Source organism: Flavobacterium suzhouense (genome assembly GCF_042684765.1).
GTDB classification, from domain to species: Bacteria; Bacteroidota; Bacteroidia; order Flavobacteriales; family Flavobacteriaceae; genus Flavobacterium; species Flavobacterium suzhouense.
In genome coordinates, this window is the sequence record NZ_JBHUMD010000026.1 from 303,124 (window position 1) to 326,842 (window position 23,719).

The 23,719-nt window shown below is 36.0% G+C and carries 20 protein-coding genes; 10 read left to right on the forward strand and 10 right to left on the reverse strand.

Annotation, left to right across the window (positions count from 1 at the left end):
- Nucleotides 1-24 precede the first annotated feature (24 nt).
- Together ACFSR3_RS12095 and ACFSR3_RS12100 are read right to left on the reverse strand one after the other, a co-directional pair.
- The gene (locus ACFSR3_RS12095; protein WP_379821237.1) at nt 25-2,205 is read right to left on the reverse strand and encodes a S9 family peptidase; all 2,181 of its coding nucleotides are present in this window, start codon (nt 2,203-2,205) and stop codon (nt 25-27) included.
- Between the two features lie 145 nt (nt 2,206-2,350).
- The gene (locus ACFSR3_RS12100) at nt 2,351-3,568 is read right to left on the reverse strand and encodes an aminotransferase class I/II-fold pyridoxal phosphate-dependent enzyme (protein WP_379821238.1); all 1,218 of its coding nucleotides are present in this window, start codon (nt 3,566-3,568) and stop codon (nt 2,351-2,353) included.
- 193 nt (nt 3,569-3,761) lie between these two features.
- Here ACFSR3_RS12100 and ACFSR3_RS12105 point away from each other — a divergent pair, with 193 nt between their 5' ends.
- The 6 genes from ACFSR3_RS12105 to ACFSR3_RS12130 all read left to right on the forward strand — a co-directional run bounded on the left by ACFSR3_RS12105 (nt 3,762) and on the right by ACFSR3_RS12130 (nt 12,227).
- On the forward strand, nt 3,762-4,214 hold the full coding sequence (locus ACFSR3_RS12105) for an Lrp/AsnC family transcriptional regulator (RefSeq protein WP_379821240.1): 453 nt from the start codon (nt 3,762-3,764) through the stop codon (nt 4,212-4,214).
- 33 nt (nt 4,215-4,247) lie between these two features.
- Nucleotides 4,248-5,882 carry a carboxylesterase/lipase family protein gene (locus ACFSR3_RS12110; protein ID WP_379821243.1) on the forward strand — a complete coding sequence of 545 codons (1,635 nt, stop codon included), beginning with the start codon at nt 4,248-4,250 and terminating at the stop codon, nt 5,880-5,882.
- 127 nt (nt 5,883-6,009) lie between these two features.
- Complete coding sequence (lpdA, locus tag ACFSR3_RS12115) at nt 6,010-7,416, forward strand: dihydrolipoyl dehydrogenase (RefSeq protein ID WP_379821245.1); 1,407 nt, start codon at nt 6,010-6,012, stop codon at nt 7,414-7,416.
- Between the two features lie 97 nt (nt 7,417-7,513).
- A complete protein-coding gene (locus ACFSR3_RS12120) occupies nt 7,514-8,803 on the forward strand; it encodes an anthranilate synthase component I family protein (protein WP_379821247.1) in 1,290 nt (429 codons plus the stop codon).
- Nucleotides 8,804-8,830: 27 nt separating this feature from the next.
- Nucleotides 8,831-10,141 carry a tRNA lysidine(34) synthetase TilS gene (tilS, locus tag ACFSR3_RS12125; RefSeq protein WP_379821249.1) on the forward strand — a complete coding sequence of 437 codons (1,311 nt, stop codon included), beginning with the start codon at nt 8,831-8,833 and terminating at the stop codon, nt 10,139-10,141.
- Nucleotide 10,142: 1 nt separating this feature from the next.
- Complete coding sequence (locus tag ACFSR3_RS12130; protein ID WP_379821251.1) at nt 10,143-12,227, forward strand: protein-disulfide reductase DsbD family protein; 2,085 nt, start codon at nt 10,143-10,145, stop codon at nt 12,225-12,227.
- 29 nt (nt 12,228-12,256) lie between these two features.
- Here ACFSR3_RS12130 and ACFSR3_RS12135 read toward each other — a convergent pair whose 3' ends face one another.
- The 4 genes from ACFSR3_RS12135 to ACFSR3_RS12150 form a co-directional block, all read right to left on the reverse strand.
- Nucleotides 12,257-12,652: a glyoxalase gene (locus ACFSR3_RS12135; RefSeq protein WP_114759493.1), complete on the reverse strand. Its 396-nt coding sequence runs from the start codon at nt 12,650-12,652 to the stop codon at nt 12,257-12,259.
- A 60-nt stretch (nt 12,653-12,712) separates the two neighbouring features.
- Nucleotides 12,713-13,207 carry an outer membrane protein gene (locus ACFSR3_RS12140; protein WP_379821252.1) on the reverse strand — a complete coding sequence of 165 codons (495 nt, stop codon included), beginning with the start codon at nt 13,205-13,207 and terminating at the stop codon, nt 12,713-12,715.
- A 98-nt stretch (nt 13,208-13,305) separates the two neighbouring features.
- The gene (locus ACFSR3_RS12145) at nt 13,306-14,097 is read right to left on the reverse strand and encodes a hypothetical protein (protein ID WP_379821253.1); all 792 of its coding nucleotides are present in this window, start codon (nt 14,095-14,097) and stop codon (nt 13,306-13,308) included.
- Nucleotides 14,098-14,142: 45 nt separating this feature from the next.
- Entirely contained in the window at nt 14,143-14,970 is an 828-nt protein-coding gene (locus ACFSR3_RS12150) for a UDP-2,3-diacylglucosamine diphosphatase (RefSeq protein WP_114759496.1), read from the reverse strand.
- Between the two features lie 157 nt (nt 14,971-15,127).
- On the opposite strand from ACFSR3_RS12150, the gene aroC reads away from it, so the two are divergent.
- The 3 genes from aroC (at nt 15,128) to ACFSR3_RS12165 (ending at nt 18,368) form a co-directional block, all read left to right on the forward strand.
- Nucleotides 15,128-16,171: a chorismate synthase gene (gene aroC, locus ACFSR3_RS12155; RefSeq protein ID WP_379821256.1), complete on the forward strand. Its 1,044-nt coding sequence runs from the start codon at nt 15,128-15,130 to the stop codon at nt 16,169-16,171.
- 108 nt (nt 16,172-16,279) lie between these two features.
- Nucleotides 16,280-17,167 carry a T9SS type A sorting domain-containing protein gene (locus ACFSR3_RS12160; RefSeq protein ID WP_379821258.1) on the forward strand — a complete coding sequence of 296 codons (888 nt, stop codon included), beginning with the start codon at nt 16,280-16,282 and terminating at the stop codon, nt 17,165-17,167.
- Nucleotides 17,168-17,294: 127 nt separating this feature from the next.
- The gene (locus ACFSR3_RS12165; protein WP_379821259.1) at nt 17,295-18,368 is read left to right on the forward strand and encodes a T9SS type A sorting domain-containing protein; all 1,074 of its coding nucleotides are present in this window, start codon (nt 17,295-17,297) and stop codon (nt 18,366-18,368) included.
- Nucleotides 18,369-18,476: 108 nt separating this feature from the next.
- On the opposite strand, the gene ACFSR3_RS12170 is transcribed toward ACFSR3_RS12165, so the two are convergent.
- Both ACFSR3_RS12170 and ACFSR3_RS12175 read right to left on the reverse strand, forming a co-directional pair.
- The gene (locus ACFSR3_RS12170; protein ID WP_379821261.1) at nt 18,477-18,890 is read right to left on the reverse strand and encodes a thiol-disulfide oxidoreductase DCC family protein; all 414 of its coding nucleotides are present in this window, start codon (nt 18,888-18,890) and stop codon (nt 18,477-18,479) included.
- Nucleotides 18,891-18,896: 6 nt separating this feature from the next.
- On the reverse strand, nt 18,897-21,068 hold the full coding sequence (locus tag ACFSR3_RS12175; RefSeq protein ID WP_379821263.1) for an endonuclease MutS2: 2,172 nt from the start codon (nt 21,066-21,068) through the stop codon (nt 18,897-18,899).
- Between the two features lie 126 nt (nt 21,069-21,194).
- Here ACFSR3_RS12175 and ACFSR3_RS12180 point away from each other — a divergent pair, with 126 nt between their 5' ends.
- Nucleotides 21,195-21,860: a uracil-DNA glycosylase gene (locus tag ACFSR3_RS12180; protein WP_379821264.1), complete on the forward strand. Its 666-nt coding sequence runs from the start codon at nt 21,195-21,197 to the stop codon at nt 21,858-21,860.
- Here ACFSR3_RS12180 and ACFSR3_RS12185 read toward each other — a convergent pair whose 3' ends face one another.
- Nucleotides 21,861-22,793: a transglutaminase domain-containing protein gene (locus tag ACFSR3_RS12185; RefSeq protein ID WP_379821266.1), complete on the reverse strand. Its 933-nt coding sequence runs from the start codon at nt 22,791-22,793 to the stop codon at nt 21,861-21,863.
- Between the two features lie 24 nt (nt 22,794-22,817).
- Complete coding sequence (locus ACFSR3_RS12190) at nt 22,818-23,663, reverse strand: substrate-binding domain-containing protein (RefSeq protein ID WP_379821267.1); 846 nt, start codon at nt 23,661-23,663, stop codon at nt 22,818-22,820.
- Nucleotides 23,664-23,719: the final 56 nt, after the last annotated feature.

Consider the following 23,719-nt stretch of genomic DNA (forward strand, 5'->3'; position numbering starts at 1 on the left):
AGGCCTAAGCCTCCGTCAATATTATTACTTTTTAAGGTAAGTATCAAAATAATCAGCGATTTTCTGATTCAGGTGAATCCTGTCTTTACCGCGTACATTGTGTTCATGGTTTGGATAAAGGAAATAATCAACCTGTTTTCCCGCTGTAATACACGCATTGATAAACTCCATACTGTGCTGCTGAACCACTACAGGATCCTGAGCTCCGTGAATGATGAGCAATCTGCTGTTAAGTTGTTTTGCTTTGTCAATAATGTTTGTTTTAGCATATCCCTCAGGATTCTCTTGTGGAGTATCCATATAGCGCTCACCATACATTATTTCGTAGTATTTCCAGTCACAAACCGGACCGCCGGCAACTCCAACTTTAAATACATCGCCATGATCTAATATAAGTGAAGACGTCATAAATCCGCCAAAACTCCACCCTGAAACACCAATCCTGTTCTGATCTACAAATGCTTTGGATTTAAGGAATTCAACGCCTCGCATCTGGTCAGCCATTTCGTTAACTCCAAGGTTACGGTGAACTACATGTTCAAAATCACGTCCACGTGCATCGCTTCCACGGTTGTCTAGTGTAAATACCACATATCCTTGTTGTGCAAGATAATAGTCAAACAATGAAGCTCCGCCTAACCATTTATTAGTAACCAATTGTGCATGAGGACCTCCGTATACATAAACAATTACGGGATATTTTTTTGTTGTATCGAAATCCGCAGGGTAAATCAATCGTCCGTTAAGAGGGGTTTTGCCGTCAGCAGAAGTTACAGTAACCAGTTCCATTTTAGGAAGTACTGTCTTACCTGTATACGGGTTTTCAGCTTTAAGTACTGTATTAGTGTCTTTTTTATTGTTAAGATTAACAATTGTTGTTGTATTAGGTGTAATTGTGTTGCTGAAACTGTCAAGAGCAAATGTTCCATCTGTACTTAACAAAGTTGTATGCGTACCCGATTGAGTTGTAACAGGGATAGTTTTTCCCGATAAAAGCTCAACTTTATAAAGTTGTCTTTCAAGTCCGTTATCCGCTGTCCCCATGTAGAATGCATTTTTAGCATTGCTGTCAAAGCCTAAAAACTCAGTAATTACTACATCAAGATAGCCAAGTTTTTTAAGCTGTTTTCCGTCTGTATTATAAAGATATAACTGCTCATAGCCATCTTTTTCGCTTCTGTAAAGGAACTGATCATTTTTACCGGGAACAAAAGTAAGATCATGAAGTGGCTCAACATAAGTTGAGGCCTTCTCCTCAAACAATGTTTTCTCAAAATTACCAGTTAAAGCATCATAACGATTTAGTTTCAGGTCATTTTGCTCTCTGTTTAGCACACCTACATATACTTTTTTACCATCTGGAGACCATGTAACGGTAGTAAGATACTGCTCTTTAGGACCTTCGGTTTTAAGTGTTGTAGATTTTCCTGATGCAATATCGTATACAACAAGAGTAACCTCTTCACTTTTCATACCCGCCATAGGATATTTAATATCTTTGTTGGTAGCTATACGCTCATCCCAATTGGTAAGAGGGTAATTAGCAACCATAGTCTCATCCTTACGGTAAAATAATAGTTTATCACTATTAGGGCTCCACCACATTCCTTTGTCAATTCCAAATTCCTGGCGGTGAACATAATCACTTCCGTTTACAATACCTTTATCAGTATCATTAGTAACATTGATGGTTTTGCCATCAATAGTGGATATTACTATGTTGTTGCCTTTCAGCCATGAAGCGTTTGCCCCATTTGGCGAAAGTTGCTGTTGTGCTGCTTCGTTAGAAATAGCTATAGCGCTTTTAATTTCTTTTTTTGTCACATCAAACAAAACCAGATAGGTATTGTTTTTACCTGTAACTTCTAATACTAATGTGTTAGCATCATTCCATTTATAGGTATAAGGAAACATTCTAAGTTCGAATGTATCAGCTGGAAACTTCGCTTTTAGCGCATTAGTAAGTTCAGTCTTAGATATCAGGGTACTTTCAGTCCAGTTGTTTTCCTGGCTACGTGCCATTAGATTAGCATAGCTGTTGTCCAGATAAGTTATGGTTTTAGAATCCTTTCTCCAAGCCGGAGCAACAAGGCTTTTAGGGGCAAACATCTGATACTGACCCATTGTAGCTTCCTGTATGGTAAGGTTTTTTTGTGCTGTGGCAGCCATTCCTGCTAATAAGAATAGCCATACTGTTTTTTTCATGTATTTGTTGTTAGGTGGGCGAATTTAAATAAACTATACATCTCTACGAAATGTTCATCTGTTAATTAGTAGTTTACCCAATGAATTTGTTACAATAAAAAATCCGTTCACTTAAGTGAACGGATTTTAATATTTGGTTGGTTGATTAAACTGTAGCTGCTGCTTTAAGTACTCCAACTTCAATCATGCATTCTTTCATCATGTTGTAAGTACGTTCAATATCATTATCAAGACCTATTGAGAAACGGATAAGTCCATCTGTAAGTCCCATTTCTTTTTGCTCATCTAATGGAATTTCACTTGATGTTGATGAACCAGGAGCACTAAATAATGTTTTATAAAAACCAAGACTTACTGCAAGGTAACCAAGGTTACGGTTTTGCATAAGTTCCATTAATTCATTAGCCTTGTCAATAGTACCGGCATCGATAGTCATAAGTCCGCCAAAACCATATTCCTTATTAATCATACCTTTGTAAAGTTCGTGTCCGGGGTGGCTTTCAAGCCCCGGATAAACAACTTTAAGGCCATCTTTTTCAAATTTTTGAGCCAGATACATAGCGTTGTAGCTGTGTTGTTTCATTCTGATGTGTAGCGTACGAAGGTTTTTCAATACACTTGCTGCACGAAGGCTGTCCATAGTCGGTCCAAGAAGCATGCTGGCACCATCATTCACATTGCGAAGTGCATCAATGAACTCCTGAGTACCGCAGGTAACGCCACCAACAGTATCACTGCTTCCGTTGATGAATTTTGTAAGGCTGTGAATAACTACATCAGCACCCATCTTAGCAGGAGCAACAGATAGTGGTGAGAATGTATTATCTACAACCAGTTTAAGATTGTGTTTTTTAGCGATTTTAGCAAGGCTTTCTATATCTGCAACTTCTAAAAGTGGATTACTAACTGTTTCGCAGTAAAGTACTTTAGTATTAGGAGTGATGGCAGCCTCAACAACATCAAGCTTAGTAATATCAACAAAAGTTGTATTGATGTTAAGTTTTGGTAGGAAGTTTTTCATGAAAGCATAAGTTCCTCCATAAATAGTACGACTGGTAACAATGTGGTCACCCGCAGCACAAAGCTGTAAAAGTACCGGAGTAATTGCTCCCATACCTGAAGCAGCAACATTTGCCGTTTCTGTACCTTCCATAGCTGCAAGAGCCTGACCAAGATAAAGGTTACTTGGTGAAGAATGGCGAGAGTATAAATAGCAACCTTCAGCATTTCCTTCAAATGTATCAAACATGGTTTTTGCTGAAAGGAATGTATAAGTTGATGAATCAGAAATTGAAGGGTTCACTCCACCAAATTCTCCAAAATATTGTAAGTCCTGTATCTTGTCAGCCGGATTAAAGTCCATTTTTTTAAATTTTAAATTTATGATTGTAGTTTTTTCTTAGATTTTTGAAATACAAATAGAGTGTTTTGTAAATTAAAAATCAATACTATTTGTTTTTGTTAGATTATAAATCTATATATTTGATTGTATTTAAAATATATTACAATAACTAATATATATTTACTTGCGATAAAAGAAAATTTTTCGGGACAGTATGGATATAACCGACAGAAAACTGCTTATGTTACTGCAACAAGATAGCACTAAGACAACAAAAGAACTTTCATTAAAACTCAACCTTTCGGTAACCGCAATTTATGAACGTATAAAAAAATTAGAGCGTGAAGGTATCATCGATAAATATGTTGCTATTATTGACCAAAAAAAGGTGGAGAAGAATTTTGTTGTCTTTTGCCATTTAAAACTTATTCAACATACAAAAGAGTATTTAACCCGTTTTGAACAGGAAGTAACGAAACTTGAAGAGGTATTAGAATGTTATCATGTGAGTGGCGATTATGACTACATATTAAAGATATATGTAAGAGACATGGAAGCTTACCGTGAATTTATGGTGACTAAACTCACAACACTTCAGCATATTGGCAGTACTCACAGTACTTTCATGATAAGTGAGGTAAAGAATACTAATATCATTACATTGTAATATTGGCTATATTTGTTAGAAACATCTATCAATATGACCAAAAAACACTTATTCTTAACCTTATTATTGCAGTTGTCACTGGTTGTAACTGCACAAAAAAATCCACAGGTTAAAGTAGAGCAGGGGACACTGGAAGGTATCCTTTTGCCATCGGGAATTCAAAATTACAGAGGAGTACCTTTTGCAGAACCGCCTGTTGATGACCTACGCTGGAAAGCACCTCAGGCTCCAAAAAAATGGAATGGCATCCGAAAAGCTGATAAATTTGGAAGCAATGCGATGCAAAAACCTGTATTTGGAGATATGAGTTTTCGTGCTCCTTCGATGAGTGAAGATTGTTTATATCTTAATATATGGACTCCCGCTAAAAAGGCTATTGAAAAATTGCCGGTTTTGGTCTATTTTTATGGAGGTGGATTTGTTGCCGGAGACGGTTCTGAAAACCGTTATGATGGTGAAAGCCTTGCAGAGAAAGGCATTGTAACCGTAACACTTAATTACAGATTGGGGATTTTTGGTTTCTTTTCACATCCTGAACTGACCAAAGAATCGCCAAATCATGCATCGGGAAATTATGGACTTCTTGATCAGAATGCTGCATTGGTGTGGGTAAAGAAAAACATTGCTGCCTTTGGTGGAGACCCAAATAAGATCACAATTGCCGGTGAATCAGCAGGATCTATATCAGTATCAGCTCAAATGGCATCTCCTTTATCCAAAAATCTTATCGCCGGAGCGATCGGGCAGAGTGGTGCTATGATCAATCCAACTCTTGATGCCGTGCCTTTAGCGGATGCGGAGAAAAATGGTGTGGCTTTTGCATCTAAGATAAATGTCTCTGAACTTTTGAAATTACGCGCTATCCCTGCAGAACAGCTTTTAGAAGAGGCTTCAAAACCGGGTGCTTTCAATACAAGAGCTACGGTTGATGGATATTTTTTACCTAAACTTCCTTCGGCTATTTTTGCAGCAGGTGAACAGGCTAAAGTACCTTTGTTGGCAGGATGGACATCTGCGGAAATTCCGTATCAGGCATTTATGTATGGGCAATATCCTAACCCTGAAAACTATAAGAAAAGGGTAGAGGATACTTATAAAGACAAAGCAGCAGAAGTTTTGAAATTGTACCCAGGTAATACCGAACAGGAAGTAATTGAATGTGCTACAGCATTGGCAAGTGATAATTTTATAGTGTACAGTACCTGGAAATGGCTTGATCAGCATAGAAAAGTGACGAAACAACCAACATATGCTTATATTTTCTCTAAAGCCCGTCCACTAATGAAATCGGAATTGGGCAATGCTAAAGCCGGACTTGCAGGAGGTATTATAAAAGATGATGGCAAAAAAGAAGAGAATAAGATGCCGGAACAACTTAAAGGAGCTGCACACGCTTCTGATATCGAATATATGCTTGGTAATCTGGCTTCAAACCCTGTATATGAATGGACTGCTGATGATTATAAAGCTTCTCAGATTTCCGAGGATTATATTGCAAACTTCATCAAAACAGGAAATCCAAACGGTAAAGGCTTATCCGACTGGCCTGTAAGTAAACCAGAAGGCGATATGAATCTTATGATTCTTGATGTTACAAGTAAATCGGTTAAAGAACCTAACAGGGATCGTTATTTGTTTCTGGATGGTTATTACAATATGAAGAAATAAAATATTTAAACATATAAATGTGAGATATTCAAAGAGGAATGCAAATTCCTCTTTTTTATTTATTCCATATTAAGGATTATCCCTAAATTTGCGTGATAATAAATAAAATCACACAAAAAAATATATTATGAGTTCATTTGACGTAGTCGTTATAGGTTCAGGTCCCGGCGGATATGTAGCAGCAATACGCTGTGCGCAATTGGGTTTTAATACTGCAATTATTGAGAAATACCCAACACTTGGAGGTACTTGCCTTAACGTAGGCTGTATTCCATCAAAGGCTTTGCTGGATTCGTCTCACCATTACCATGACGCTACTACACACTTTAAAGAGCACGGTATTGATATTGCCGGAGAGATTAAAGTGAATATCGAGCAGATGATTGCACGTAAAAAAGGTGTTGTTGATCAGAATGTTTCTGGTATCAAATACCTTATGGATAAAAACAAAATCACTGTTTTTGAAGGATTAGGTTCATTTGAAGATGCTACTCATATTAAAGTGACTAAAAATGACGGTTCTTCTGAAGTGATTGAGGCTAAAAACACCATTATCGCTACAGGATCTAAACCATCGTCTCTTCCTTTTATCAAAATTGACAAAGAAAGAATAATAACTTCTACTGAAGCTCTTGAATTAAAAGAAGTTCCAAAACATCTTATCGTAATCGGTGGGGGTGTAATTGGTCTTGAACTAGGTCAGGTTTACCTTCGCCTTGGTGCTCAGGTATCAGTGGTAGAATATCTTGACAGAATTATTCCTGGTATGGATGCAGGTCTTTCTAAAGAACTTACTAAAGTGCTTAAGAAACAAGGAATGAAATTCTATACTTCTCACAAAGTTAAATCTGTTGAAAGAAACGGAGAAGGTGTTCAGGTTCAGGCTGAAAATGCTAAAGGTGAAACTATCACTTTAGATGGTGATTACTCTTTAGTGTCAGTTGGTCGTCGTCCTTACACAGACGGACTTAACGCTGAAGCTGCCGGAGTAAAAGTTACAGAAAGAGGTCAGATTGAAGTAAATGATCATTTACAAACTTCGGCTTCTAACATTTACGCAATTGGTGACGTTATCAAAGGAGCAATGCTTGCACATAAAGCTGAGGAAGAAGGTGTATTTGTTGCTGAGACGCTTGCAGGACAAAAACCTCACATCGATTATAACCTAATCCCTGGTGTAGTTTACACATGGCCTGAGGTTGCTGCTGTTGGAAAAACAGAAGAACAACTAAAAGAAGCTGGTGTAGCTTATAAGTCGGGAAGTTTCCCTTTCAAAGCACTTGGACGTTCACGTGCAAGTATGGATACTGACGGATTTGTAAAAATCCTTGCTGATGCTAAAACTGATGAAGTTCTTGGTGTCCACATGATTGGTGCTCGTACAGCCGATCTTATCGCTGAAGCAGTAACAGCTATGGAATTTAAAGCATCAGCTGAAGATATCTCAAGAATGTCTCACGCACACCCTACCTATGCTGAGGCTGTTAAAGAAGCTGCTCTTGCTGCTACTGAAAACAGAGCTATCCATATTTAATAAAATATAATTCTAAATATAACAAACCCATTCCGTAAGGAATGGGTTTTGTATTTTATTTGTATTGTGTGTATTTTTGGAATATTAAATTAGAGCCTTGAGAACTTCCTATATCCTGACTATCGATAATACCGAACGGTATAAAAAACAGCTATTAGGCTGGGCACAACAATTTCGTGAAATAGTATTTCTCGATAGTAATGATTACCATCAGCAATACACTTCTTATGATGCGGTTCTGGCTGTTGATGCTTTTACTTCAATTGAAACAGACTATCATAATGCTTTTGAGGAACTTAAGGTTTATCAGCAAACAACAAAAGACTGGTTGTTTGGCTATCTTTCTTATGATTTAAAGAATGATACAGAAGGGTTAACCTCTAATAATTTTGATGGATTGGGATTTCCTGATCTGTTTTTCTTTCAGCCAAAAAAACTGTTTCTGCTTAAAGGAAATCAATTAGAATTGCAGTACCTGAACATGTGTGATGATGAGATTGAAAAGGATATTAATTCAATTTTGAATTACAAATTAGAGGATTCAGGCATCAGTTCTCCAATAAACATACAACAAAGGATATCTAAAGAGGATTACATAGTGAAAGCTAATGATATGTTAGCTCATATCCATAGAGGAGATATTTATGAAGCTAATTTTTGCATGGAATTTTATGCAGAAAACGCCAATATAAATCCGTTTTACACCTATCAGAGGCTAAATGCAATTTCAGAGCCACCCTTTGCGGTATTCTTTAGGAATTATAAACAATACCTCTTGTCAGCATCACCTGAACGATATATTCGTAAAGAGAATGATAAGATAATATCTCAGCCAATAAAGGGTACAGCAAGACGTAGTATGGACGAAGCTGAAGACAAGAGGATTCAGGAGGAACTTTATAATAATGAAAAAGAACGTTCTGAAAACATAATGATTGTTGATCTGGTTCGAAATGACTTATCTCGTACAGCGGCAAAAGGATCAGTCGAAGTTGAAGAGCTTTGCGGTACATATGCTTTCAAACAGGTACATCATTTGATTTCTACAGTTACTTCCAGGCTTGCTGAAGGTTATTCTCCTGTGGATGTTATTAAGACTACATTCCCAATGGGTAGTATGACCGGTGCGCCAAAAATATCGGCAATGAACATTATCGAAAAGCTTGAAGAAACTAAGCGTGGGCTTTACAGTGGCGCGGTAGGCTATTTTACACCCGAAGGTGATTTTGACTTTAATGTGGTTATACGTAGTATACTTTATAATCAGCTAAATAATTATGTTTCTTTTTCGGTAGGTAGCGCCATTACTTCCAAAGCCATTCCTGAAATGGAGTACGAGGAGTGCTTGTTAAAGGCTCGTGCGATGCGTTCGGTACTTGAGTCATAATTCGAACATAATTCACTAACTTTGAAAATGCTTTCAGAATTTAAAGAACATCTTGCCGTAAATTTTCCCTTTTTTAAAGAATCTAAATTGCTTGTTGCTGTTAGCGGAGGTGTTGATAGTGTTGTTTTGGTACATCTTCTAAAGCAGCTAAATTATGATGTAGCCATTGCTCATTGTAATTTTGGATTGAGAGGAGAAGAGAGCGATGGTGATGAAAAATTCATTAGGAGTTATGCTTCATATAATGCAATAAATATTTTTGTAACTCACTTTGATACAAAAACTTTTGCTATTGATAATAAACTATCAATTCAGGTGGCAGCCAGGCAGCTGCGTTATATCTGGTTTCAGGAATTACTTGAAGAAAATAGTTTAGACTACTTATTGACCGCCCATCATCTCGATGATAATATTGAGACTTTTTTGATAAACTTTTCAAGGGGTACCGGAATAGAAGGTTTAACGGGTATTCCACAGCGAAATGGTAATATCATACGTCCACTCTTGCCTTTTACACGTGAAAATATTGAAAGATATGCTTCAGAAAATAGTATATCGTGGCGTGAAGACAGTAGTAATGCTTCTGATAAGTATTTAAGAAATAGGCTTAGGCACAATATAATTCCTGAAATAAAAGAATTAAACCCATCATTCACCGATTCGTTTATTCAGACAATAAACAATCTCCAGCAATCTGCCTCATTGGTACATGACGCAGCAATAGTAATGTATCAACAGATAGTTTCTGAAAAAGAAGGGCAGAAGCATATCGATATCGGGCAATTAAAGCGTTTGCCTAATTTTAAAGCATACTTATACCAATGGCTTAATCCTTTTGGGTTTACATCATGGGATGATATTTATGCTTTAGTTGATGCACAGTCAGGAAAGCAGATTTTTTCAGCTAATTACAGACTGCTAAAGGATAGGACTGTTTTAATTTTAGAACCCTTAAAGCCTAGTGACAGGAAAGTTTATGAAATTAGTGAGGGCCTTTCTCAAATTAATGAGTCATTAATAATAAAACTAGAATTAGTAGATAAAATTTCATCAGAATCCACAAAAAACGTTGTATTTGTTAATAATAACTTAATAAAATTCCCGTTATTTGTCCGGAAATGGAAAGAAGGGGATTATTTTTGTCCGACAGGTATGAATGGACAAAAAAAGAAAGTATCTAAGTTCTTTAAAGACGAGAAAATGACTTTGTCCGAAAAAGAAGATACCTGGATATTGACTTCCGGAAATGAAATCATCTGGATTATTGGCAGGCGTGCCGATGACAGATTCAAAATACGCAATACAACAGACACTATATTAAAAATTGAGCTTTTATAAAATGAAAAAGGGAGTTTTATTATTCTTTTTTGTGCTGTTATTTTCAGGATTAACAGCACAGGCACAAGGTCCTAAAGTTGTGCATCCTGTAAAATGGAAATCAAAAATTGAAAAAAAATCAGCAGACCAGTACTTACTGACCATGGATGCTGTTATTGAGGATGGTTGGCATGTGTATTCTCAATTTACCGATGAAAACGGTTCATTGCCAATGATTGTTGAGTTTATCAACAAAAAGGGCAATTTTGAAGCTATAGGTAAAACATCAGAAACTAAGCCTGAGCAGAAATACAGTGATATTTTTGGTGTTACGGAGAGTTTCTGGCATCATAAATTCCAATTGAAACAATTGGTTAAGGTTACCAATCCGGGACTTGATCTTGTACAGGTAAAAATCGACTATCAGGTATGTCAGGAATCTTGTATACAGGAAATCAGCAATTTTGAATTCAATGTGAAGACACTTACTTCTAAAGAAGTGGTTAAGTTTTCTTCTGTAACTACTTCTGCCGCTGCTGTTTTAGATGAAACTGCTGTTTCGGTTTCTGATACAGCCAAAACGGATGCGGTTGATAAAGTACAAGCAGGAGGAAACACAGATACTGCTGTAAACAATACTGAAGCGCCTAAAGAAAATAAAGAAGAACCTAAAGATCCATGGACCATCTTTTTAGGTACACTGCTTGCCGGTATACTTGTGACATTCACACCTTGTGTATTCCCAATGATACCAATGACAGTAAGCTTTTTCCTTAAGCAAAACAGCAGTAAATCTAAAGGTCGTTTTAATGCAGTATTCTATGGTATCTGTATTGTAGCTATCTATATACTTCTGTCTGTTCCTTTTCATATTTTTGAAGGTATAAGCGAGAATGTTTTTGCAGACATATCTACAAACGTATATCTTAACTTATTCTTCTTTGCAATATTTGTAACGTTTGCAATATCATTCTTTGGGGCTTTTGAAATTACAATGCCTAACAGTCTTGCCAGCAAAGCAGATAATGCTTCTAATTCTGGAGGTTTGATTGGTGTGTTCTTTATGGCGCTGACTCTGATAATTGTATCATTCTCTTGTACAGGTCCGGCTTTAGGGCTTGTATTTGGTACGGTACTTTCTTCTGAGGGCGGGGCAATACTGCTGACAGTAGGGCTTACAGGTTTCGGGCTTGGTCTTGCTATGCCATTTATGGTTTTTGCATTATTCCCTAATCTTATGGGGAATCTGCCTAAATCAGGTGGATGGTTAAATACTGTAAAAGTTGTATTTGGTTTTATAGAACTTGCGCTTGCTTTCAAATTCCTTTCTAATGCTGATCTTGTTGAACAATGGCATATATTGGAAAGAGAAGTGTTTATTGCAATCTGGATAGGGATATTCTTAACGCTGACATTCTATTTATTTGGTAAATTTTCGACTCCTCATGATAGCCCGGTTCCTTTTATATCAGTAGGAAGAATGCTTTTAGGAGTATTGTCATTGTGCTTTACTATTTATCTTATCCCTGGCTTGTGGGGAGCTCCGTTAAAAGTAATAAGTGGATTCCCACCACCGTTGAATTACAGTGAATCTCCTTTTGGTTTTGGAGGTTCAGGGGGAACAGGTGCTGCTGATGGTAAAGTGGAATTGCCGGCTAATGCTGAATATATTGTTCACGGAATTGTTGCTTTTCATGATTATGATAAAGGACTTGCTTACGCTAAATCGGTTAATAAGCCAATTCTGATTGACTTTACCGGACATGCATGTGTAAACTGTAGAAAAATGGAAGAGTATGTGTGGTCTGATCCGGCGGTTCTTTCTATTCTTAAAAACGACGTAGTACTTATTTCTCTTTATTGTGATTCAAGAAAAAAACTTCCTGAAAATGAAGTTTTCACCTCTAAATCAGGAAGAGAAATTACAACAGTAGGAGAGAAATGGAGTGATTTTGAAGTAGAACGTTACGCTTCAAATGCAAGACCTTACTATGTATTGGTTAATCCGGCTGACGAGGCTAAGTTAAATGAGCCTGTTGCGTATACGCCAGATGTTGAGGAGTATAAAACATGGCTTACCTCTGGTATAGCCAACTTCAAAAAATAAAATTAAAGCCTTCTGTAAAGAAGGCTTTTTTATTGATTAGAAAGGAGCTGGACCTGGTCTTTAAGTCTTTCTATGAGCAGATTCATCATTCGTTTATTAAGATTCGAAGAGTTTTGAATATACTCTTTAAATTCTTCTATTGTAAATAATGCTATGATCATACCTTTAAGTGCATTTCTGAACTTTATATCTTTATGTACAGCATTGTCAATAAAGGTGAATTTCTTTTCAATTGTATATTGGTAAAAATCACTTTTAGATTTGTTTACATAATTTATGAATGATTCTACAAAAATGTCGTTCTGTAGTTTTAATATTGGTCGTATAGTTTTGTTTTGAAAAATTTCTTCTTTAGAGGATTGAGGGTATATTTCTCCAATGGCTTCGCCTCTAAGTGCGAGAATCTGCGTGTCGCGTTGGTTCATGGTTTTCTTTTAAAGATAAAAAAAAACCCTGCGAAAAACAGGGTTATTGATAAATATTTTTTAGAATTTGAATCTAACTCCTAAGGCGATATCTCCGGCAAAGTTATCATTTCTAAAATCGTTAAAATACAATTCAGGTCTGAAATCTAGTGATAATTGAAGAGGTATATCAAAGTTATATTCGATACCTATATCCCCTGCAACAAATGCAAATACTCCGCTATCATCATTTCCGTCGTAGTAATCAGGAACACCATCATTGAATTCCCAAGAACCAAGACCTCCACCTACACCGGCATACCAGTTAAAGCCTCCCTCAATGTTCCATACCCATTGATAAAGACCTGTAAGTTTGATAGCATCATAATTTCTTGAATCACGCCATCCTAAATCTAATTCAAGTCTGTTGTTGCTGCTTAATTTTCTCTGATAAGAGATTTCTCCTCCAAAACCGTCATTGTCTCCAAGTCGAAGACCTAATGCATTTTTCTCCTGTGCTTGTGCGCTAAATGCTAATCCTCCTAGCATTAAAGCAGTTAACAATAATTTTTTCATAATGATTTACTGGGTTATTTATTTAACAAATATAAATCCACTTTATTTGTAAGAAAGTGTTTTGTTAAACTTTTAACAGTTATCATTTTGTTAAAGCTTTATTCTATATTGTAGTCTACAAGTACCTCTTCCTGGTGTTCTGATGAAGTAGCAGGGATAGGTAGTTCTATGCCTGGAAATTGTGATAGATTGTAGGTTATATCAGTTATACTTTTTACCACTCCGATTTGTTCAGCGTAATATTGTGTTGATACTACTACGTTTTGCGGTTCCATTAAAGTTAGTGTCAGTGGGAATCCCTGAATGGTTGTTGAAACTTTTATACTTAGATTTAAAGTTATCTCTGTAGGGGTTACAGTTGAATATTGTTCACTGCCTGAAGTAAAATTGGTTAAAGGTGATTTAGCTTTGGATGATAATTTATAATCAAACAGTAGAGTGTATTCTCCTAAGTCTTGAGAAAAACTATCTTCTGTCAAGGAAAGCTGCTGATTAGCTGAAGCGTTTTCGTCAAAAATAATGAAGTCAGTAACATTTATACTAAAAGGTAAATTTTCCGCGATGTTTAATCCTGCCGTTCCTGAAAGATAAATTTTTCCATTTTCCTGTCGTATGCCATTGTTAGTTATGGCATTTGAAAAGAATCCTGTAGCTATAGGGTCTTTAGATTTTACTTTTTTATATGTATTATTGTTTATAACAGTGTCTCCTGAAAAATAAACAGAGTCTCTTCCGTTCAATGATGTGCCCTGAACATTATAAACCCAATAATTACCTTCTGTGAGAGGTAAGAAATTCTCTGTTTGATTGTTACTGTTTCCTCCGTCGTCATCGTTTGAACACGAAATAGCAAAAAGACTCAATACTCCTAATAAATAAATTCGTTTCATGTTAGTTAGTTTTTCGCTAATATAACTAACTATTTGTTATTTTGATTATTTATTATTGAATATCATAGCTGCAATTAGCTGATGATCAAGTTTGGTTTCCATTTCGAAATAGTCTTCCTCGATTATAGGTTCCATTTCTGCGTGGCGGTACAATTTCCATCTTCTTTTATTGTATTCTAATGCAGTAAGATTTTCAATCCAGTCTCCGGAGTTCAAATATGTAACGCTACCTTTTTTGTTTTCTTTAACCGTTATTACCGGTTCATGGATATGTCCGCAAATTACATAATCATAGTTATTTTCAATCGCGATGTCTGATGCAGTTTCTTCAAAATCTGAGATGAATTTTACGGCTTTTTTTACACTACTTTTTATTTTTTTTGATAGTGAATACGGTTCTTTTCCCATTTTTTTCAGGCACCAGTTTACAAATCGGTTAAGAAGTATTAGGTAGTCATATCCAATCCCGCCAAGTTTAGCGATCCATTTTGCATGGTGTACCGAGCTGTCAAAAACATCACCGTGGAAAAACCATGCTTTTTTTCCATCAAGCTCAAGAACAACTTTGTCGCATAATGAAAAATTTCCCATTGAAGTGCCGCTGAATTTACGTAACATTTCATCGTGATTACCTGTTATGTAGTATACTTTCGTCCCTTTAGACGCAAAGTCTAAAAGCTTTTTTACAACTTTAAGGTGTGATTTAGGGAAATAGGATTTTCTAAATTGCCAGATATCTATTATATCTCCATTTAGAATAAGTGTTTTGGGTTTAATAGTAGAAAGGTAGGCGGAAAGTTCTTTAGCGTGACAGCCGTAAGTGCCTAAGTGAATATCTGATAGAACAACGAGATCAACATTCCTTTTTTTCATTAGAGTGTTTTTTCTTCTGCAAATTACTCATATATATATTACTGTATGTTTATGGGAATGTTATTAAAATGTTCTCAAGAAGTAGGGTGTGTTTGCGTATTTATTTTTGTAATAGAAGGGAAGGACTTACATTTGTTAAAAGAGCAATTAAAATATTATGGCAGGAAATACATTTGGTAAAAAATTTAGGCTTACAACATTTGGCGAATCACATGGTGTGGCTATAGGAGGAGTTGTTGATGGTTGTCCTTCTGGCGTATCTTTAAATTTTGAAGCAATACAATATGAGCTTGATAGAAGAAGACCGGGGCAGTCTGCAATTGTGACACAAAGAAAAGAGGCTGATAAGGTAGAATTTCTTTCAGGTGTCTTTGAAGGTAAAACTACTGGAACTCCGATTGGTTTTGTTGTTCAGAATACAAACCAGAAGTCAGGAGATTATGAACATCTTAAAGATGTTTACAGGCCGTCTCATGCAGATTATACCTACGATAAAAAATATGGTTTCAGGGATTATAGAGGAGGAGGAAGAAGTTCTGCACGTGAAACTATCAGTAGGGTTGTAGGTGGCGCGATTGCGAAACAACTTATGCCTGAAGTAAAAATAAATGCTTTTGTATCTTCTGTGGGAGAGATTTTTATTGATAAACCCTATCAGGCTCTGGATTTTTCACTTACTGAGACAAATGATGTCCGTTGCCCTGATCTGGTTACGGCACAAAAAATGGAAGAATATATCAGGCAGATTCGTAAGGAGGGAGATACAATTGGGGGGACAATAACTTGTGTGATACAAAATTTGCCTTCTGGATTAGGTGATCCTGTTTTTGATAAGTTACATGCAGAATTGGGAAAAGCAATGTTGTCTATCAACGCTGTGAAAGGTTTTGAGTACGGTAGTGGTTTCTGCGGAGCTAAAATGAGAGGTAGTGAGCATAATGATCTTTTTAATCCGGATGGCTCAACAAAGTCTAATCTCTCAGGTGGAATTCAGGGAGGAATAAGTAATGGGATGGATATTTATTTTAGGGTTGCATTCAAGCCTGTTGCTACGATAATGCAAACGCAACAGACAATTGATAAAGATGGAAACCTTCTAGAAATGCAGGGTAAAGGAAGACATGATCCTTGTGTAGTGCCGAGGGCCGTTCCGATTGTAGAGGCAATGGCAGCGCTTGTTTTAGCTGATTTTATTGTTTAATAAGTTAAAAAATGTATTATATTGTGTTTTAATTGTTAAAAAAAAATGAAATATTAAAATTGGTAATCTTTTTTTTATTAGATTTGAGTTAATTAAAAACTATTTATTATGAGGAAAAAATTACTCACAGGTGCTATGCTGCTTGGATCTTTTTTAGCTGCAAATGCACAGCAGACTCTTTTTGAAGAGAATTGGGATGGAATTGGTCCAGGAGTTGGGGGATGGACTTTGTATAATTTAGATGCGAAAACTCCAGATGCTGACCCTTTAAGCTCTCTTGTTACGGATGCTTGGAATGTGCTGTCTCTAGTGGATATTCAGACTGCCTTGGATATTCCTGACTATGCCTACCCAGAGGCGGCAACAGGTATGGCAGATAATGTTATTGCATCTAATTCATACTATAGTCCCGTAGGGACTGCTAACGATTGGTTAGTGACTCCAGCTATAAGTATACCATCTGATGCTACTACAGTTAGCCTGACTTTTGCAGCAAATAGTATGGGAAATGCAACTTATCTTGAGGATTACGAAGTTAATATTTCTACAACGACCAATGAAGTGGCTTCTTTTAATCAATTATTAGATGTACCTAATGAGTCAAACGAAGGTAACTTTAGAACGGTTTCATTAAATAGCTATGCTGGTCAGACAATTTATATTGCTTTTAGAAACAAAGGCAATGATCAATATGTGATGCTTTTGGATAATATAAAAGTGGTTAGTGATGGTGTTGCTGGTTTGTCAGATAATTTTGCTTCAAAGTTATCTGTTTATCCTAATCCGGCTGATAATATACTTAATGTAAGTAATAATGAAAACATATTAATATCAAATATTTCAATTGCTGATCTAAATGGACGTACGGTGAAATCGGTTAGTTTTGATGGAGTTTCTAATGCGTCAGTTAATATAGCTGACCTTGCTTCAGGTATGTATATGATGAATATAACTTCTGATAAAGGTATGACTACAAAAAAAATAATGAAAAATTAATTAATTTTCAGATACTTATAAAAAACAAGGTCTAAGGCCTTGTTTTTTTTTGGTTAATTTTGAAAGAAGTTATTGTAAATGCCAAAACTTTTCCTATTTTTGGAAAAAATTAAAACTATTTATCATCATGAAAAAACAATTACTTGCTGGAGCTTTTGTATTGGCTTCATTTTTAACTGCTCAGGCGCAGGTTTTAGAGTCTGAAAATTTTAATAATCTTAATGTTGGTGATTTAGGTACAGATACGACTGGACAAACACCAGGTCAGGGAAACTACTATACATTAGTTTTAAACGATGGGGATAGCTCAGATTTTCAGGTTGTAGCTAATGGTAAAGGGGGTACTAATGGTCTTCAGATTACAGGTGCTTCTGTTGCTCAGGGTACAACTCAAGAAACAGATAACGCAAGGTATTTATGGAAGAACGGTCTTGCTGATGCTTGGGCTGCCAGAACATCAGGGAATGATATTATTTCAGCAGAGTTCGATCTTTATGCATCTGTTACTGCAGGTACAGCTAATGTTCAAAGGATAGAATTGTATAACGATACTTATTCAAACATTCTTGGAGGTTTTGTTTACTATCCTGCTACAGGTGAATTAAGAGGTATTGCTACTTATACTGGTTCTCAAGGTTCCGGAAATTACACTTTTACACTTAAGGATGGTGGTTTAATACTTAATGCTGATACTTGGTATAGACTTGCGATTGTTTATGCTCCTTCAACAGGTGCTGTAGCTTGGGCTTCTAATGATATTATTGTTCAGGATGATCAAGGTAATGATGTTGAATTATTTTCAGGTGTAACTTCAACTAACAATGTTGGTCTTGAACCAGCTGAATTAGATATTATTGCTTTTGCAGGTGCTGCAAACACAGTTGCTGCTTCAGTTGTATATGACAATTTCTCAGTGAAAGCTATCGCTACTCCAGATGAAGTTTTAGGTGTAAAAGAAAATGTTTCTCTTGCTAACCTTTCAGTTTACCCTAACCCAGCTAATGACGTAGTTAACGTTTCTGTTGATGCTCTTGTATCTAACGTAGCTATCGTTGATCTTAACGGTCGTACAGTTAAAACTGTTAAATTTGATGGTGTATCTACAGCTACAGTAAACGTTTCTGATCTTGCTTCAGGTGTTTATATGGCGACTATCACATCTGATAAAGGTACTACTACTAAGAAAATCGTAAAAAACTAATTAAATTAGTTTTATATAAAATAAAAGTCCTCACATTGTGAGGACTTTTTTATTTTTAAAAAAAACCAGCCACTTACTAAGTGGCTGGTTTTTCTTTTTAATGAAGATTTATAAAAATTTAGCTTTTAACTGAGGGGTGGGCAGCATACATTCATCTTTTTTGCCGTACCATTTATATCTGTTTCTCGCTATGTAATCATACACTTTATCAGTTAGCCATTTTGGTAAAATGGAGAAAACACGTAAAAATTGATATATTCCGCTTAATTCTTTAGAAATTTCGAAAGCTGCCTGTGATTTATAATAATACGCATGGCCGGGTTCATATAAAACTATAGAGTCGGTTTTTGATATATCAAGTCCGATATGGTTTATTATTTCTTTTCCTAAATCCGACTGTAATGCGACAAAACGAAAAATATCTTCTTTATCATGTTTTATGATAAACTGCACGGTGTTGTCGCATAAGTTACATATACCATCAAACAGAATTATCTTTTTATTTTCAGGTAAATTATTCATTACTTTTTATTTTTTTCTTTCTACAAACTCAAGAGATTCTAAATCTACTTTTGAAGTAAAGAGTCCGTAATTTACGGTAGCCTTCTTCTTTTCAATTGCATCAAGTGTTCCTACAGCTTTACCGTCAATCATTCTTACACGGTCACCAATTTTTAAAGCTACTTTTGGTTTTTCCGCTTCCTCTTTCTGGGCTTTTATTTTCTTTTCTTTTTTCTCCTGGCGAATTTCTTCAACCTTTTCTTTTACTTCAGCAATAATTTGTTTTTGAACAATTTCTTTTTGTTTCTTTTCTTTCGGGGTAGCTTTTTTACGTTTTGAATTTTCAATCTCAACTATTTTTAAAAACTCTCCTATCAGTTCTTTCTTGTTTTTGGTGTTGAAATATTTCTCACTTATATCATCAAGTTTTTGGCCAATATAGATAAGACGTTGGTTTGCGTCAAAAAGTTCCTGATAGCTTTCCAGTTTTTGTTGAATTTTAGTATTGATGTTTTCCATCTTTTTACCTTCTTCCCGGGCTTTGCTTTCTTCCTCTTTAAGAATTTGAGAAGTTTTTTCTAGTTTAGATCGTTCTTTTTGCAATGTGGCAATAGTTTTATCAAAACGTACTTTGCTTCCTTCGATCTTTTTCTTCGCTCTGTTGATTAATCCATAAGGGATACCATTTTTTTGAGCTACTTCAAATGTGAAAGAACTACCGGCTTGTCCAAGTATTAGTTTATACATTGGTTCAAGTGATTTTTCATCAAAAAGCATATTTGCATTTGTAGCATAAGGAAGTTCATTGGCCAGCATTTTAAGATTTGTATAATGCGTAGTTATGATTCCAAAAGCTTCACGATGATAAAACTCTTCAAGGAAAACTTCTGCAAGAGCACCTCCTAATTCAGGATCCGATCCGGTACCAAATTCGTCAATAAGGAATAAACTTTTATCATTGCACTTCTTTAAGAAGTAGTTCATGTTTTTAAGACGATAACTGTATGTACTTAAATGATTTTCAATAGATTGATTATCCCCAATGTCTGTTAGTATTCTATCAAAAAGGAATGTCTCACTTCGTTCATGAACCGGAATAAGTAATCCGCTCTGAAGCATCAGTTGTAATAAACCTATTGTTTTTAGAGTAATACTTTTTCCGCCTGCATTAGGCCCGGAGATAACAATAATTCTGTTGTCATCTGTTAGCTCAATGGTTTGTGGGTAAGTAACTTCTCCTTTACGTTTGTTATTCGAATAAAGAATAGGGTGAAAGGCATCTCTGAAATAAAGGCGCTTCTCTTGAGTAATATTTGGCAACAATGCATTTATTCTTCTGGCATATTTGGCTTTACCGGAAATCACATCAATATCGGTAAGGAACTCCTGGTATTCAAATAATAAAGGAACAAACGGACGAATAGTATTGCTCAACTGCAATAGGATACGTTTTATTTCTTCTTTTTCTTCATATTCAAAATTATTAAGCTCGCGCGAATATTTTACTGTTGCTTCCGGTTCTATATAGGCAATGCTTCCTGTTTTTGAACTGCCTAAAATTGAACCTTTTACTTTTCGTCTGTACATGGCAAGTACTGCAAGAACTCTACGGTTCTCTACCACGCTTTCTTTAATATCATCAAGATACCCCTGGCCGTTGTATTGTGTCAGGGCAGAAGCAAAGCTTTGGTTAATTTTGGTTTTAACCTGGTTTATTTCTCTTCTGATGTTTTGTAATTCAGGCGAGGCATCATCTTTAACTTCACCATATTTATCAACTACTTTTTCGATGTTCTTAAGTATTTCTTTAGTGTATTCGATACTTATGGCTTTTTTATTAAGCGTAGGGTAGTAGTCTTCGAATTTTTCAAGGAATTTTATAAGCGTATTTACCGTTTCAGAAACTACTGCAATCTTTCTAAATGCTGTCGCTTCCAGATAGCTGTCTTCTATGGCAAGAAATTTCACTTCGTTGGTTATGGGTTCAAAACCGTGATTTGGAAGCGCATTATTGTTGTCGAATGATGATACGTATTCAGAAGTCTCTAAAAGCGAATCCATTAATTCTTCTTTATTTTTGAAAGGAGAAATTAACAGCGCTTTTTCATGACCGGGTTCTGTCGTGCAACCTGAAGCAACAGCTTCTAATACAGTATGAAATTCTAAATCTTTTAAAGTTTTTTCGTTTATGCTGATCATTATTGATGTAGACGTAATTTATACAAAAATACTACATATTCGTCAGGGTTGTATATGTCTTTTAAAGTTTAATATTGTAACTATACCTTTAGTTAGCATTGACTATATTTGCTAAAAATAATATATATGCAGGTAAATATTGAGCCTTCCTGGAATGCAGTTTTAAAAGATGAATTTGAAAAACCATATTTTAAGAATCTGACTGATTTTGTAAAGAACGAGTATTCACAAAATACATGTTATCCTCCCGGGAAAAAGATATTTTCTGCATTCGATCATTGTCCTTTTGGTAAGGTTAAAGTTGTTATTATCGGGCAAGATCCGTATCATGGCCCCGGACAGGCTAATGGATTGTGTTTTTCTGTAAGTGATGGAATCCCATTTCCCCCTTCATTGCAAAATATCTTTAGGGAAATCCAAGATGATTTAGGAAAGCCTTTTCCTGCTACCGGCAATTTGGAGCGTTGGGCTGACCAAGGTGTGTTATTACTTAATGCTGTACTTACGGTACGTCAGGGTGAAGCAAATAGTCATCAGGGAAAAGGCTGGGAAGCGTTTACGGACGCTGTGATTCAAAAAGTTTCTGATGAAAAAAGTGATGTAGTATTTATGCTATGGGGAGGTTTTGCTAAGAAAAAAGGAGCACGTGTAGATAAACTAAAGCATTTAGTGTTGGAGACAGGTCACCCATCACCCTTAAGTGCTAACAAAGGGCATTGGTTTTGGAATAAACATTTTAGTAAAGCTAATGAGTTTTTGTCTCAAAAAGGGAAGCAGGAAATAGTTTGGTAATTAGTTAAAAGTTAGTGCTCCTAAAATTTCCTCACTCATAAATCTACCACCCGGATAAGTAGCTGTATAATCAAGATTTAGCCATATTTGGCCTCGTTCATCAATGTGGTAATGTATCTCTTTGCCGCGGCTTTCTTCAACAAAAAGAACCTCTTTTATCAGATAGTTGGCTGTTTCAAGGTCGGCCTTGTTGCCAATAAGCATTTCGGGATATAAATGCCCTCCTGTATGAATTATTCGCGGTGTTCCGCCTACAGCTCTGATAGCTGCTGACATTAATATAGCATGATCGTCACAATCTCCGGAAAAGTGCTGGATAGATTCTGAAGCAAAAGCAATGTATTCCTTTCCTTTCGGATCGTCTACATAGTTCCATCTGTTTCGAATCTCTTTAAATACAGCAAAACACTGTATCATACGTCTTTGTTTCCTGTATCCTTTCACATCCCGAAAATACTTGGTTGTAGCCATAAGGGCAAAATTCCTTACTTTAGGATTAGTGTAGTCTACAGCATCAATAATCTTTGACTTATTAGGGAATGGTAATAGTTTAGATATAATGATGTCTTGCGGGTTAGCATCATCTGCCATAGTATAAACCATTGAACGATAGTCTTCAAAAACGGCATTGAAGCCATATCCTCCAAATAATGAACCGTAAATTAAAGCTATGAAGTAAAAAATGATCGACACGATCAGGATGTTTTTCATTAGCCTTAAGACCAGCTGGATACTCACCAAAAGTACTATGCCAATAAGAATTCGGTCTATATGAAAAGGCCATTCAGGATCTTTAAGATTCTGATGGATTATTATAAACAAAGGTATTGCAATAAGGATGTTTAGCGCAAAAATGATAATAGATGCCCAGGGCTCCTTAATTTGAAGCCTGGATTTTATATCTTTTATCTTGGCGGGATCCAGTTTTATCATTTATGGTAAATAAAACATAAAGCTTTATTGTACAGCGGTTTCAAATGCAATTTTGTTGTTTATGATGTCTAGTTCAAAAAGTTGGTTTTGTACTTTGTCAAACGTATTTTCTTCAAGTTTCTTTTGAGACCATTCAGTTATTTTTAGCCACTCCCTGATATCTTCAATTTTTTGATGATAGCGCTCAGCAAGCGTCTGGTCAATATTTGGAATCTCTTTAAAGCTAGTAGTTTTATTGTTTATTACCTGTAATAACTGCACAATGGCTTCCGGATTATTATTCAGGACCTCATTGCGTACGGCAATTACAAAGCATGGCCATGGAGTAGGACAGTCGCCAATTCTTCTGAAGATACCTTTGTCTACGATGGGTTTGGTCATGAAATGTTCCCACATAAAATAGTCGGCACGTCCTTCAGTAAGACCTTCGATGGCACCATTAAGCGTGTTTATGATTTCATATTGCAAACTTTTTGTGTCCCAGCCTTCATTTTTAGCATTTACAATAGCCATTAAATGTGATCCCGATCCCAAACGGCTAATAGCTACTTTTCCGTGTTCAACATCGGAAAGTTTTTCATGTTTTGAGCCTGATGCTACGTGAATTCCCCATATCAATGGAGAATCAACAAAAACCTGCACGATTTTGGAGTCGTTACCGGCAGTAATATCTTTTATTATGCCTTCTGTAAGAATGACTGCAATATCAGTACTGCCATCCCGAAGCATCTGGCAAAGTTTGCCTGTCCCCTCAGGTACATCTGTCCACTGCAAATCAATACCTTTTTTAGAGAAATCACCATTTTCTATAGATAGATGCCAGGGTAGGTTAAAATGTTCAGGAACACCGGCTATTTTGAGTTTTGTCATTTGTCAAAGCTTTAAGGGATAAAGGTAATAATAGAATTAGTCGCCTCAAAACTTTT